The organism is Phenylobacterium sp. (assembly GCF_036263695.1).
GTDB lineage: Bacteria > Pseudomonadota > Alphaproteobacteria > Caulobacterales > Caulobacteraceae > Phenylobacterium.
The window spans coordinates 1-12,488 of record NZ_DATAGM010000297.1 but is presented as its reverse complement, the minus strand read 5'-3'; the positions used below and the strand labels follow the sequence as shown (position 1 = coordinate 12,488).

Annotated in this window: 14 protein-coding genes; 6 read left to right on the top strand and 8 right to left on the bottom strand. The window is 72.3% G+C overall.

Annotated features, from left to right (window positions below; all coding sequences use genetic code 11):
• Window positions 1-816 (bottom strand): 23S rRNA (adenine(2030)-N(6))-methyltransferase RlmJ (gene rlmJ / locus VHK87_RS11990; protein ID WP_329635126.1); only part of this gene is annotated, 816 nt, incomplete at its 3' end.
• A gap of 72 nt (window positions 817-888) precedes the next feature.
• On the opposite strand from rlmJ, the gene VHK87_RS11985 reads away from it, so the two are divergent.
• Window positions 889-1,989: a DNA topoisomerase IB gene (locus VHK87_RS11985; RefSeq protein ID WP_329635125.1), complete on the top strand. Its 1,101-nt coding sequence runs from the start codon at window positions 889-891 to the stop codon at window positions 1,987-1,989.
• Between the two features lie 80 nt (window positions 1,990-2,069).
• Here the strand turns inward: VHK87_RS11985 and VHK87_RS11980 are convergent, their stop codons facing one another.
• Complete coding sequence (locus VHK87_RS11980) at window positions 2,070-4,067, bottom strand: TonB-dependent receptor (RefSeq protein WP_329635124.1); 1,998 nt, start codon at window positions 4,065-4,067, stop codon at window positions 2,070-2,072.
• Between the two features lie 183 nt (window positions 4,068-4,250).
• Between VHK87_RS11980 and VHK87_RS11975 the strand changes: the two genes are divergently transcribed.
• Together VHK87_RS11975 and VHK87_RS11970 are read left to right on the top strand one after the other, a co-directional pair.
• Window positions 4,251-4,736 carry a hypothetical protein gene (locus tag VHK87_RS11975; RefSeq protein ID WP_329635123.1) on the top strand — a complete coding sequence of 162 codons (486 nt, stop codon included), beginning with the start codon at window positions 4,251-4,253 and terminating at the stop codon, window positions 4,734-4,736.
• 11 nt (window positions 4,737-4,747) lie between these two features.
• Entirely contained in the window at window positions 4,748-5,392 is a 645-nt protein-coding gene (locus VHK87_RS11970) for an alpha/beta hydrolase (protein WP_329635122.1), read from the top strand.
• A 124-nt stretch (window positions 5,393-5,516) separates the two neighbouring features.
• Here VHK87_RS11970 and VHK87_RS11965 read toward each other — a convergent pair whose 3' ends face one another.
• From VHK87_RS11965 to VHK87_RS11955, 3 genes are all read right to left on the bottom strand, one after another.
• Window positions 5,517-6,368: a Clp1/GlmU family protein gene (locus tag VHK87_RS11965; protein ID WP_329635121.1), complete on the bottom strand. Its 852-nt coding sequence runs from the start codon at window positions 6,366-6,368 to the stop codon at window positions 5,517-5,519.
• A 10-nt stretch (window positions 6,369-6,378) separates the two neighbouring features.
• A complete protein-coding gene (locus VHK87_RS11960; protein ID WP_329635120.1) occupies window positions 6,379-7,239 on the bottom strand; it encodes an SDR family oxidoreductase in 861 nt (286 codons plus the stop codon).
• A 67-nt stretch (window positions 7,240-7,306) separates the two neighbouring features.
• Complete coding sequence (locus VHK87_RS11955; RefSeq protein ID WP_329635119.1) at window positions 7,307-7,543, bottom strand: hypothetical protein; 237 nt, start codon at window positions 7,541-7,543, stop codon at window positions 7,307-7,309.
• A gap of 66 nt (window positions 7,544-7,609) precedes the next feature.
• Between VHK87_RS11955 and trxC the strand changes: the two genes are divergently transcribed.
• Together trxC and VHK87_RS11945 are read left to right on the top strand one after the other, a co-directional pair.
• On the top strand, window positions 7,610-8,089 hold the full coding sequence (trxC, locus tag VHK87_RS11950) for a thioredoxin TrxC (RefSeq protein ID WP_329635118.1): 480 nt from the start codon (window positions 7,610-7,612) through the stop codon (window positions 8,087-8,089).
• A 96-nt stretch (window positions 8,090-8,185) separates the two neighbouring features.
• A complete protein-coding gene (locus VHK87_RS11945; protein WP_329635117.1) occupies window positions 8,186-9,637 on the top strand; it encodes a hypothetical protein in 1,452 nt (483 codons plus the stop codon).
• A gap of 16 nt (window positions 9,638-9,653) precedes the next feature.
• Here VHK87_RS11945 and VHK87_RS11940 read toward each other — a convergent pair whose 3' ends face one another.
• On the bottom strand, window positions 9,654-10,463 hold the full coding sequence (locus VHK87_RS11940; protein ID WP_329635116.1) for an SDR family oxidoreductase: 810 nt from the start codon (window positions 10,461-10,463) through the stop codon (window positions 9,654-9,656).
• Between the two features lie 139 nt (window positions 10,464-10,602).
• On the opposite strand from VHK87_RS11940, the gene VHK87_RS11935 reads away from it, so the two are divergent.
• On the top strand, window positions 10,603-11,232 hold the full coding sequence (locus VHK87_RS11935) for a TetR/AcrR family transcriptional regulator (protein WP_329635115.1): 630 nt from the start codon (window positions 10,603-10,605) through the stop codon (window positions 11,230-11,232).
• On the opposite strand, the gene VHK87_RS11930 is transcribed toward VHK87_RS11935, so the two are convergent.
• Both VHK87_RS11930 and VHK87_RS11925 read right to left on the bottom strand, forming a co-directional pair.
• The gene (locus VHK87_RS11930) at window positions 11,114-12,067 is read right to left on the bottom strand and encodes a TetR/AcrR family transcriptional regulator (RefSeq protein ID WP_329635114.1); all 954 of its coding nucleotides are present in this window, start codon (window positions 12,065-12,067) and stop codon (window positions 11,114-11,116) included. The two genes, VHK87_RS11935 and VHK87_RS11930, sit on opposite strands and share 119 nt — an antisense overlap.
• Window positions 12,068-12,179: 112 nt before the next feature.
• Window positions 12,180-12,488, bottom strand: a 309-nt coding sequence (locus VHK87_RS11925) for a CHAD domain-containing protein (RefSeq protein WP_329635113.1), incomplete at its 5' end; no start/stop codon positions are given.

Sequence of the window (12,488 nt, the reverse complement as noted above, 5' to 3'; positions counted from 1 at the left end):
AAGTCGCCAGACCTTCCCCTCGCCGCCTTCGCCCAGGGCCTCGGCTACCCAGCGGCAGGCCTCGCCCAGCGGCGCGTCGAGGCCAGGTGGGGCGCCGAGGATCGCCAGGGCGCAGCCGTTCATCTTCAGGGGGTTGTCGAGGGGGCGCAGGCGGGCCTCGGCGATCAGGACGGGGCCGGCGGCGGCGTCCTCCAGGTCGCGCAGGAAAGCGTCGAAGGTCTCTAGGTCCTTGAGCGGCAGCCAGATGGCGACGCTCGCCTGCGGATTGCGGCGGTGGATCGCGGCGGCGGCCTCGACGGCGCGGGCGTAGTCGTCCGCCTTCTCGAACGGCGGGTCTATCAGCACCAGCAGAGCGCCGGCCGGTACGCTGGCCGCGGCGAGCCTGTAGCCGTCGCCGAGCCGCGCCTCGCAGCCGCGCTTGCCGCGAAGCAGGTCGGAGAGCCTACGGTGCTCGTCCGGATGAAGCTCGAAGGCCAGGTAACCGTCGGCGGGCCGCAGGCCCTCGGCGATGAGCCAGGGCGATCCGGGGTAGTATTTCAGCTGCCCCTTCGGGTTGGCCCGGCGGACCGCGGCCAGCAGCGGCGCGAACACCGCCGGCGGCGACGGATCGCCGATCAGCCGGCCGATCCCGGCCTCGGCCTCCCCGGACTTCCTCGCCGCCTCGCCGGCCATCTCGTAGAGGCCCGCGCCCGCATGGGTGTCGATCACCGTCAAGGCCGGGGCGGCGGCGCGCAGGCCCGCCAGCAGCTCCAGCAGAGCGGCGTGCTTGACCAGGTCAGCGAAGTTCCCGGCGTGGAAGGCGTGGCGGTAATTCAAGGACTTCCCTTCGAAGGTGAGAGGAACCTGCCCCTCCGGGTCACGTTCCGACCGGGCGTTTGCGGAGGCGCCATGTCCAGCGATCAGGCCGCCATGGCCGAACCCGTCGAGGCGGCGGGCCTGACCTACGTCACCGATCTCGACCCCGGCATCCGGCGGGTCAAGACCGGCGGCGGTTTCGGCTATCGCGACCCGGACGGCAAGCACGTCGAGGACGAGGCGACGCTGGAGCGCATCCGCAAGCTCGCCATCCCGCCGGCCTGGACGGACGTGTGGATCTGCCCCGACCCGCAGGGTCACATCCAGGCCACCGGCCGCGACCAGAAGGGCCGCAAGCAGTACCGCTACCACGACGGCTGGCGCAGCGTGCGCGACGCCGGCAAGTACGACCGGATCATCGCCTTCGGCCGCGCGCTCCCAAAGCTCCGCAAACGAGTGGAGAAGGACCTCGGCAAGCGCGGCCTGCCCCGCGAAAAGGTCCTGGCGGCGGTCGTGCGGCTGATGGAGATCACCCTGATCCGGGTCGGCAACGACGAATACGCCAAGCAGAACAAGAGCTTCGGCCTGACCACCCTGCGCGATCGTCACGTGAAGTTCGACGGCGCCGGCGCGGTGTTCGAGTTCAAGGGCAAGAGCGGCAAGTCCCATCGCACCGGGTTCCGCGACCGGCGCCTGGCCCGCATCGTCAAGACCTGCCAGGAGCTGCCGGGGCAGCGATTGTTCCAGTACATCGGCGACGACGGCGAGCAGCACGCGGTCGGCTCGGCCGACGTCAACGCCTATATCCGCGAGGCCATGGGCGAGAACTTCTCGGCCAAGGACTTCCGGACCTGGGCCGGCACCCTGTCGGCCGCCCGGGCGCTGATCATGAATGAGCCCTGCGCCAGCGCGTCCCAGGCCAAGCGACACATCAACACCTGCGTGAAGGCGGTGGCGGGCCTGTTGGGCAACACCGCCGCGGTGTGCCGCAGCGCCTACATCCACCCGCTGGTGCTGGAGGCCTATTCCGAAGGCTCCCTGCCGCTGAAGCCGGCGGCGTCGGAGCGGGCGTTCGAGCTTGCGGTGATCCGCTTCCTGGAGACCGCCCGCGACGAGGCGGCCGAGGCTGGCAAGCCGCGGCCGAAGCTGAAGGCGGAGAGCGGCCGCCAGCGGATCGAAGCGACGGCGGCGTGAGGTCACAGGTAGCGCTGCGCCCAACCAGTCACCGGGCGGCGTCGGTGACCGGTTGCGCCGGCACGGCTACCTGTCACCTCTCATCGCCTCAGGCTGAACCCCACGCGCACGGTCCGGGGCGCGGCGAAGCTCTCGACGCCGTCGGCCGTCTCGCCGACTTCGATCTCGGCGTCGAGGAGGTTGTCGGCGGCGAGGTAGACCTCGGCGTTGTCGGAGACGCGCCAGGCGGCTCGGACGTCCAAGCCGACAGCGGGCTCCAGCTTGCGCAGGTTGAGGTCGTCCTCGAACCGGGCGCTCTCGTAGCGCAGGTCGGCGGAGAGGCGCAGGGGCTCAACCGGCCGCCAGTCCGCGCCGGCGGTGACGGTGAGTTCGGGCGTCTGGGCCGGGCGCTTGCCGGTCAGCTGCGGGGCCGAGGCGCCGCCGTCCACCCGCGCCCGCGTCGCGCCCAGCGCGGCGCGCAGGGAGAGTGCGTCGGAAACGTCGGCGGCGACGTCGAGCTCGACGCCCGTGGCCTCGATCTCGCCGGCGTTCTGGCGCTGGCGCAGCACCCCGCCCGCGGGGATGAAGCCAGCGACCGGGAAGGCGCCCGGGCCGAAACCTATGGTGACGTTGGCGATCGGGTCCTCGATGCGGTTGTGGAACACGGTGGCGCTCCAGCGCACCGGCCCCTCCCCCGACAGCCCGGCCTCGATCCCGTAAAGCCGCTCGGGCTCCAGGGCTGAATTGGCCTCCGTGACGTCGTTGCCGACCCGGAACGGCCGGTGCAGCTCGTTGAGGGTCGGCGGGCGGAAGCCGGCGTAGGCGGCGCCGCGCAGGAACACCTCGCCGCCGAGCCGCCAGCGGGCGCCGAGCCGGGCGGTGGGGGTCGTCCCCTCCTGGTCAGGGGGAGAAACGTCCAGCAGCAACTGGCCGGTGGCGAGGTCGCGCTCGCGCCGGTGCGCGTCGCCGGAGGCCCAGCCGTCGACGCGCACCCCGCCGGTCAGGATCAGGCGCTCGGCGGCGTAGGCGGCCTCGCCGTACAGGCCGGCGACACGGGTCTGCCCGCCCGCCTGGCGGTGGCGGGTGAAAGCGCCGCTGATGAACCGGAACCGCTCGCGCACCTCGCCATCGGTGAAGCGGGCGTCGGCGCCGAGCTCCCACGACCAGGGGCCGGAGCGGCCCTGCCACGCCGCGTTGACGCCCCAGCCGAGGGCGGGCGTCGCGTACTGGTCGTTGGCGGGCGTGGTGGCGACGCGCGCGGCGGCGACCGCCGCGGAGGTGTTCTTCAGGTCGCTGGAGCGCAGCCAGGCCTGCACCCGCCAGCCGGCGCCCGCCTCGCCCGCCGGGCGGGCCAGGGTCAGCGCCGCCGATGCGCCGCTAGCGACGGAGCCGGCGCCGACCAGGCCCGCGCCGCGCCGCTCCTCGAACACGCCGAGGCGAAGCGCGCCGACGCCGCCGAGCAGCTCGCCCTGCAGCCGGGCGGAGGCGGCAAAGTCATTGAGTGTGGTGGGCGCATCGGCGCCGCCCGCGCCCGCACGGACCGGGGTGTAGCCGGCCGTGGTCGAGCCCGCCGCAGCCAGGAACAGGTGGTCGTCGCCATAGGCGATGGCGAGGCGGCCGCTTTCCCGCTCGCCGACGAAGGCCTCCAGCGCCTGCAGGCCGCCGCCGGTGGGCCGCTCGGTCAGCGCCACGACGCCGGTCAAGGCCCCTGCGCCGTAGGGGCCGGCCCCCGCGCCGCGGACAATGGTCGCGCCGGCCAGGGACTCGGGCGGCAGGGAGGACCAGATCACCCAGCCGCCGAAGGGGTCGTTCTGCGGCGCCCCGTCAAGGGTCACCAGCGCCCGGCCGGCGCCGGAGGGAGCGATGGCGCGCAGGGACAGCCCTTGGATGGTCGGATTGGCGGCGTCGCTGCCGGTGCGGCGGAACAGCGACGCGCCGGGCGAGCGGCGGAGCGCCTCGTCCAGCCGCGGTTCGGTCTTCAGCGCTTCGGCGTCCAGCGTCTGCACGGAAAAGGCGCCCTCGCCGGCCAGCGGCGGCAGCCTCGGCGGCTGGACGATCACGGCTTCGACTTCGGGCGGCGGCAGGTCTACGGGCGCCATGCGCTCTCCAGGTTCGGGGAATGGCCGGCGGCCGACGCGCGCTGCGTCAGGCGCGAAACGCGGCTCTACCCTAGGCGCCGCAGGTTGCAACCGCATTTCGGCAAGCTGCGGCCTAGGGGTGGAACAGGATCGCTCTCCCGCTGGTCTCGCAAGGACCATGGCGACATCCAGAGGGAGCATCCAATGAGCAATCCGAGCACCGGCGGCGTGGATCCGGGGACTCAGCCCAGCGGGGCGGCCAGCGGCACAGGCCGAGCCAACGAGACCGCAAACGAACGAAGCTTCGATCCGGCCACCGACAACAAGCCCGGCCACGTGCCACCCGGCGAGGAGGGCGGCGGGACGATGAGCGGCCGCGGCTCCGAACACGGCGACAGCTGGCGCGAGCAGGGGCGGGACGCCCACGAGGCGGCCGAGCGCAACCGGCCTGACGGCGGCATCGGCGGCGGCGGGGTAGCCGGCGCAGGGACCGGCGGCGGCGACCTGGGCGGCGACAACGGCCTTGGGCAGGGGGCAAGCGGCGGCGGCGGGATCACGGGGGCGATGGGCGCCGGGGATGCGGCGCAGCGCAGCGCGGACGTGGGCGGCAGCGCCGGGGCGGATATCCCCGACGATCTTCGCCGCGGTCCCGGCGGCGAGCCGGACAGCGCCACAACCGACGGCGGCTGACGCAGGCGGCGGTGCGGCCCCTCGCCTTCCGGGCGGTTCCCGAGGCGCCGCCCCCGGACGGAGCCTACCTGCTGGCCCTGGAGACCGCCGCTGGCGCGATCCGCGGCCGCGTGCATCCGGCCGCCGGCGATGCCTCGGTGCTCTGGGTGTTCGGCTCCGGCGGCGGACTCGGCGGGCCGGCCGGCGGGCTCTATGCGCGGCTCGGGGGCCAGCTGCAGCCGCGCGGCGTCGCTTCGCTGGAGATCGACTACCGCCGACCGGGGTCCCTCACGCCCTGCGTCGAGGACGTGCTCACCGGGATCGAGCACCTGAAGGCGCTCGGCAAGCGGCGCATCGTGCTGGTCGGCCACTCGTTCGGCGGGGCGGTGGTGATCACCGCCGGCGTCCTCAGCGACGATGTCGTCGGGGTGGCGGCGCTGTCGAGCCAGAGGTCCGGGACTTCGGCGGTCGCCGAGCTCGCGCCCCGACCGCTGCTGGTCGCGCACGGCGAGGCGGACGAGGTCCTCCCGGCCCAATGCTCGCAGGACATCTACGCCCGGGCGCAGGAGCCGAAACGGCTGGTCCTCTACCCCGGCTGCCGGCACGGGCTCGACCAGTGCCGCGAGGCGCTGGGCCGGGACGTGTCAGACTGGCTGGCGCAGACCCTCGCGCTCTAACGGCTGAGTGACCCCGACCTTCTCCAGCACCAACCCTCTCGGGTTTCGCCGGCATGCGGTCGAGGCGGATCGTGAGGTCCTGGTTCTCGCGGCGAGCGGTACCGGTGGCGGGATCGGTGAGGTCTCACCGAGCGCCATCGTTCGACCAACCAGGGCCAGGAAACTCCGTTTCCGCCGGCAGCGCCATGCCGATCCGCAGTCGCCAGACGCGGGCGGGATCGACAAAGGTCCGCACCCGCCATGGCTCGCCCTCGGCGGGCCACCGGGCGAGGCCCACGCCAACATCTTCTCCGAAGGCGTCCGCCAGCCCGACGAGCCGCAGGTCCTCTGGGAACGGCGCATCGCGGGTCATCCGCTCGACCGCAGTGGGGGCGAGGACCTGCTCCGGCGCACCTGCGAGCGCGGCCTGGAAGCTCGCCCGCCGAGCCCGTTCGCGGCGGCCCTGCCCCTTCCGACGCGCCTCCGGCGACGGGGTGAGGCGCAGCAGTCGTCTCGGCGGGATAAGGGCGGTCAATCCCGGAAGTTCGCCGGGCTGCGCCAGCAGGACGATCCGGTCGGGGTCCAGGACGTCCAGCTTCCAGCGCTTGAGGGCCAGGCCCGGCCCGTCCACCAGACCGCTGGTGTTGACCAGCAGCCGCCGGCTGGCCCGCGCGGCCAGGCGCGCGGTGCCGGTGACGACGGCCGGCATGACACCGACCGGATTGGTGGTCCCCACGAAGTAGAGCGCCGTGAGGGCGAAGCCGCCGCGCCAGTCTGCCAGGGTCACGCAGCCCGGCGGGCCGGCCGCCTTCTGACCGAGATCGCAGTCCAGCAGCGAGAGCTCGGCGCCCTGCCGGGCCAGCCGTGACGCGAGCACCCGGATCAGGGTCGACTTGCCGCGGTCGGTCGCGCCCAGCACAACCAGCCGGCGCCACTCGGAGCCCGCCAGGTCCTCGGCGAGCGCCGCCCAGTCGTCGGGGACGTGCGCGGCGTCCACGGCCGCGGTACTAGATGATCGGCTTGCCGCCGGTGACGGCGATGGTCGCGCCGGAGACGTAGGAGGCGTCCGGCGAGGCCAGCATCACGTAAACCGGCGCCAGCTCCTTGGGCTGGCCCGGCCGCTGCATCGGCGTCTGCTTGCCGAAGCTGCGGTAGCGGTCCTCGCTCATGGTCGAGGGGATCAGCGGCGTCCAGATCGGGCCCGGCGCCACGCAGTTCACCCGGATCCCCTTCTCCGCCAGCATCTGCGCCAGGCCGCCGGTGAAGTTCTGGATCGCCCCCTTGGTGGTGGCGTAGGCCAAAAGGTCGGGGCTGGGCGTGTCGGCGTTGACCGAGGTGGTGTTGATGATCGCGCTCCCCTCCGGCATGTGCTTGAGGGCCGCCTTCACCAGATAGAACATCGCGTGGATGTTGGTCCGGAAGGTCAGATCCCACTCCTCGTCCGGAATCTCCTCGAGGCTCTCGAAGGTCGCCTGATGGGCGGCGTTGTTGACGAGGATGTCCACCCGGCCGAAGGCCTCGACCGCCTTGTCGACGATGGCCCGGCAGTGCGCGGCGTCTGAGATGTCGCCGGGGACCAGCACGCATTTGCGGCCGGCCTCCTCCACCAGGCGCCTGGTGTCTTCGGCGTCCTCGTGCTCGTTCAGATAGCTGATCAGCACGTCGGCGCCCTCGCGGGCGTAGGCGATGGCGACGGCCCGGCCGATCCCGGAGTCGCCGCCGGTGATGATCGCCTTCTTGTCGGTCAGCCGTCCGGCGCCGACGTACGTCGTCTCGCCGTGGTCCGGCTTGGGGTCCATCTTGCTGGTCAGCCCCGGCATCGGCTGGGGCTGCGGCTTGAAGGGAGGCTCGGGATAGGTCTCGGTCACGGCGTGTCCTCGGGGGCGAATGCGCTAGCCGAGCAACCCCGAGGGCGTAGAGCCGGTTCCGGACGCTCTAGCCGCCGCCGACCTCCTCCTCCTGTTCCGCCTGCTGCAGGATCTGGACGAGCTCGCCCACCCGCGCGGTGGGAAAGCCGCGCTGGGCGTTGGCCAGAGCCTCGTCGTTGGTCAGCCAGGCGTAGGCCTGGAACAGCTCCTCGGCGCTCGCGCCGGTGCCGATCAGCTCGGCCGTCAGGGCCTCGTCCACAGGGCCCAGCACCTTGGTCACCGCCTCCCGGTTCAGCGTCGTCATCCTCGGCTCCATCGTTCAGTGGGACCAGATCGAAACCCGTGGGGGCGTTGAACGGTTCGCCTTGGCATGAGCGCGCTGCATGTCGTTTGTCCGACGTGCGACGGGGTGAACCGCCTGCCGCCGGAGCGCCCGGCCGCCGCCGCCCGCTGCGGCCGCTGCCGCCAGGCGCTGTTCGCCGGCGTGCCGGTCGACCTGGACGAGGCCCGGTTCGACAAGCACCTGGCCCGCTCCGACCTGCCGCTGATCGTCGATTTCTGGGCTGCCTGGTGCGGTCCCTGCCGAGCGATGGCCCCGGTGTTCGCCAAGGCCGCCGAGGCGCTGGAGCCGCGGGCGCGGTTCGTGAAGATCGACGTGGACGCCAACCCGGGCCTGGCCGCCCGCTACGGCGTCCAAGGGATCCCGGCGTTGTTCGCCTTCAAGGACGGCCAGGTCGCCGCCCGCCACGCCGGGCTTGCTGAGGCCAGCCTGCTGAGCAGCTGGGTTGAGCGGCTTGGTCGGTCAACTCCCGGCGAGCGGATCGTCGGCGCGGGCGCCGGCGCCAACTAACCTGGGATACTCGGCGGACCCCGTGTGCGTCCGGAACGTTGGTGGTCGCTCTGCCCAGGCGGCGCCCCCAGGCTGACCACGGACACCATGAACCTAATGCACCGGCGGCCCGCCGACGCGGTCGAGCGCACCCCCGCGCGATCGGGCCTGCCGTGGATATTCGCCGCCGATGGCGCGCCGTACTTCGTGGACGAGCACGGCCGGGACTTCACCCCCGTGGGCCAGAACGACGCCATCAGCTGGGTTGAATTCCAGGGCCTCTACCGCAGGCGTGACCTGCCGGCCGTCGAGCGCCACCTCCGCTGGCTGCTTGACCATGGCGTCACCGTGCTGCGGCTGATGCTGGAATACGCGCAGGTCAGGACGCGCTACTTCGAGCGTCCGGCCGGGCGGTTCAATCCACACATGGTTCAGCTTTGGGACGATCTCTTTGCGATGTGCGAGCGGCTCGGGCTCCGGATCCTCCTGACCCCATTCGACACCTTCTGGACTTGGCTGCATTGGGCGCATCACCCCTACAATTCCGCGAACGGGGGGCCTCTGGCGCACCCATCGAGGCTGCTGCTGTGTCCGGAGACGCGAGAGCTGATACGTCGCCGCCTCAGGTTCGCGGCGACCCGATGGGGCGGCTCGGGCGCCCTGTTCGCCTGGGACCTGTGGAACGAAATCCACCCCGCCCAGGCGGAGGACAGCGCCGACGTCTTTCCGGACTTCATCTCCGACCTGAGCCGGACGGTACGGCACGCCGAACTGGACCTGTATGGCCGCGCGCACCCGCAAACGGTCTCGCTCTTTGGCCCGGAACTGGAGCTGAAGCCCCACCTCGACCTGACGACACCGATCTTCCGGCACCCGGCGCTCGATTTCGCCAGCCTGCACATCTACGCCCATGGAGCCATCGACGATCCGCGGAACACCGTGGAGGGCGCCGTCGCGATGGGCCGCATCGTTCGGCAGGCGCTGGAGGAGATCACCGACCAGCGCCCGTTCCTGGACACCGAGCACGGGCCGATCCACACCTTCAAGGATCGCAAGAAGACGCTCCCGGAGGCGTTCGACGACGAGTACTTCCGGCACACCCAGTGGGCGCACCTGGCGAGCGGCGGGGCGGGCGGCGGCATGCGCTGGCCCAATCGGCGCCCACATACCCTGACGCCCGGCATGCGGCGCGCGCAGCGCGCCATGGCAGGGTTCCTTCCCCTGATCAAATGGCGGCGGCTGCGCAGGCGCAACCTCAATACGGAAATCGTGACCTCGCACCGCGCCGTCGCCACCTTCGGCTGCGGCGACGAGGACCAGGCCGTGGTTTGGCTGATGCGCCGCGCGCCGCTGTCCAAAGACGGCAGCCTGGATGCGAACGCCGCCCCGATCCGCACGCTCGTGAGCGTGCCGGGCTTAGCGCCAGGCCGCTGTCGCATTACGCCCTGGGACACCAAATCCGGCGCCCCAGGGCCCGAGTTGCTCGCGGTCTCCGACGGACAGGCGCTGCGTTTCGAGGCGCCGCCTTTCGCCACCGATATCGCCTTGGCGATCCGGCGCGAACGCTGATGAGGGCCTGCTGAGGCTAGCTCGCGGGTCGGCCGAACTGCTCCGGGATGGCGTTGCCGGTGGCGTCGCCCGCGGCGGAGCCCCCGTCGACCGGGATGATGGCGCCGTTGACGTAGCTGGCCTGTTCCGTGGACAGGAAGACGGCCATTTCGGCGATCTCCTCCTTCTCTCCATAGCGGCGCAGGGCGACCCTGTTCTTCACCCGGGCCTCGGCCTCTGGCGTGGGCGCAAGCCGCGCCATCCCTTCGGTGCCGCTGATCGGGCCCGGCGAAATGGCGTTGACCCGCACCCCCGCCGGCCCCCACTCCAGGGCCAGGCACTGGGTCAGCATGTTGACCCCGGCCTTGGCCGCGCAGACGTGGGCCTGGTTGAGGCTGGCCAGCACCGCCTGCCCGGCGCTGATGGAGATCAGCGAAGCCCCGGGCTTGCGCAGGTGCTCGAACGCGGCCCGGTAGACGTTGAAGGTGCCGATCAGGTCGATATCGACGACGGTCTTGAAGCCGTTGGCCGACATGCCCAGGGCGGGCGCGACGAAGTTGCCGGCCGCGCCGGAGACCACGATGTCCAGCTCGCCGAACTGCTCGCGCGTGGCGTTCAGCGCCGCCTCCACGGCGGCGTAGTCGCGCACGTCGGCAGGCGTTCCGAAGGCGGGGCCGATCTCCGAAAGCTCGGCGGTGGCAGCCTGCACCCGCTCGGGATTGCGGCTGATGATGGCGACTGTGGCGCCCTCTTCGGCGAAGCGTCGGGCGATGCCGAGATTGATGCCGGACGAGCCGCCGGCGACGAAGGCGACCTTGCCGGCGAGCCGGCCTTGCGGAGCAGTCATGGGTCAGAACCTGAGGCGGACGCCGGCCGAATGGCGCCGGCTCATGAGGCCTAGACCGACTGCAGCGTCTGAATCCAGCCCGGGGCGCGAGCAAAAGGTCCTATTCGGCGATCGCCGTTCCGTTTGATATGACAGCGGTATGAGCCGGGAAGCGACCGGCGGCGCGCGCCTCAGCCGGGCCGCCCGCGAGCAGCAGATCATGGAGGGGGCGGCCGCGCTGGCCGTCGAGCAGGGTTGCCTGCCGCTGCCGCTGGAGACGCTGGGCCAGCGGGTGGGGGTCTCGAAGGCGCTGGTCTACGCCTACTTCCCCACCCAGCAGGACCTGGGCAACCGCATCCTGCAGGCGCACCTCGAGGCCATGGGCGAGGCGGTGGACGCGGCCTTCGAAGCCGGATCCCTTCGCGAGACGGCGCTGCGCTGCGCCGAGGCCTATTTCGACCACGTCGCCCGCCACGGGCCCCTGCTCCACCTGCTGCTCAGCGATCCGATGGTGGCCGGGGCCCTGACGCCGCGGGCGCGGGCGCTCTACGGGCGGATCATGCGCCGGCTGGCGGTCGGGCTTCGCGACCATTTCGGCGTGCCGAGCCGCGAGTGCGTCGCCGCCCTGCACATCCTCGCCGCCCTGGCCGAAGACGCCGGCGAGCAGGTGTTCAGGAAGCGGCTGGATCCGGCTCTCGGTCGGCGGCTCGCGCGCGAGATGACCGACGGGGCGCTTTGCGACCTTTCGGTGCGCCTGCAGCGGCCGCCGCGGGTTCTCGCGGCCAGCTGACCAGCCGCTCGCGGGCGCCGTCCATGATGGCGCTGGCCAGCACGCCGGCCCGCTCGCGTGAGAGCTTGCCGCTGGCCAGCAGCTTGCCGGCCCGGGTCGCCGAGGCGCGCAGGATGCGCCAGCCGGCGCCGCCCACCTCCACCGGCACGCCGCTCTGCTGCAGCAGCTTGCTGGAGCTGACCTGGGTGGCCGAGGCCATCCGGCTGCGGTGCTCGGGACTGAGGGTGCGGCGCAGCTCGCCGCTGGCCAGCAGCGCCTGCAGCAGGCCCCGCCGCTGCGCCACATAATCCAGGAAGCCGACCATGGAGGCCTGGGCGCGGTCCACGTAGGACGTGTGCGGCTTCATGGCGGCGTCCTGCATGGCCGCCATGATCTCCTGCTCGCGGCGGGCCACATAGGCCAATAGCTCGATCACGCTGGAGAAGTAGCGGTAGGCGAGCGCCTCGCTGATGCCCGCCCGGCGGGCGACGGCCTTCATGGTCACCACCCCGACGCCGGCCTCCAGCACGAGGTCGGCGGCGGCGTCCGCGATCTGCTCGCGGCGGGCCTCCAGGCTCATCCGGCGCAGGCCGCGCCGGGAGGCGGCCCGGCGGGACGAGATCTGGATGTCCTCGCCGCAGTCCTCGGGGGCCGGTGGCAGCGGCGGGCGCACCTCGCGCCGCGGGCCGCTCTGCGCGGACCAGTAGCCGCGGCTGGGATGGGGCACGAGCATCCGGTCGCAGATCTTCGCCAGGGCGTTCCCGCTGATCCCCAGATCCTGCGCCAGCCGCTTCAGCGGCTGCGACCAAACGAGCTCGTAGAGCTCTCCTCGCGTGATCCGGTGAATGGTGTCCAAGTGGGTTCCGGCGGTTGGTGAGCGGTCTCGGCCGCCTCCCAGCCGCCCAGGTCCGACGGCGATGGTTGGGCCGGCGGCCGGGCCGGGTCAAGCGCTCAGCAAACGGAGGAATTCAGGCGTCGGCGGGCTGCCAGAACGGGCGGGCCCGGCGGAAGGCGGCGTAGCAAGCCTCGGCGGTGCGCAGCAGGCCCTCCTCGTCGCGGCTGCGCTCGCCGACCAGAAGGCCGGCGGCGAAGGCCAGGCGCGCGCCGCTGTTGCGGACCAGGGCGGCGGTGGACTGGCGCGCCACGGCGATGTCGTTGAGTTCGCCCAGCGCGTCCTGGAACCGCTTCAGCGCCCCGATGAAGGCGCGCCGGCGCTTGGCGGGCGCCTCGCCGTAGGCTTCGCCGAAGAACTCGGCGGCGTAGCGCAGCTTCTTGGC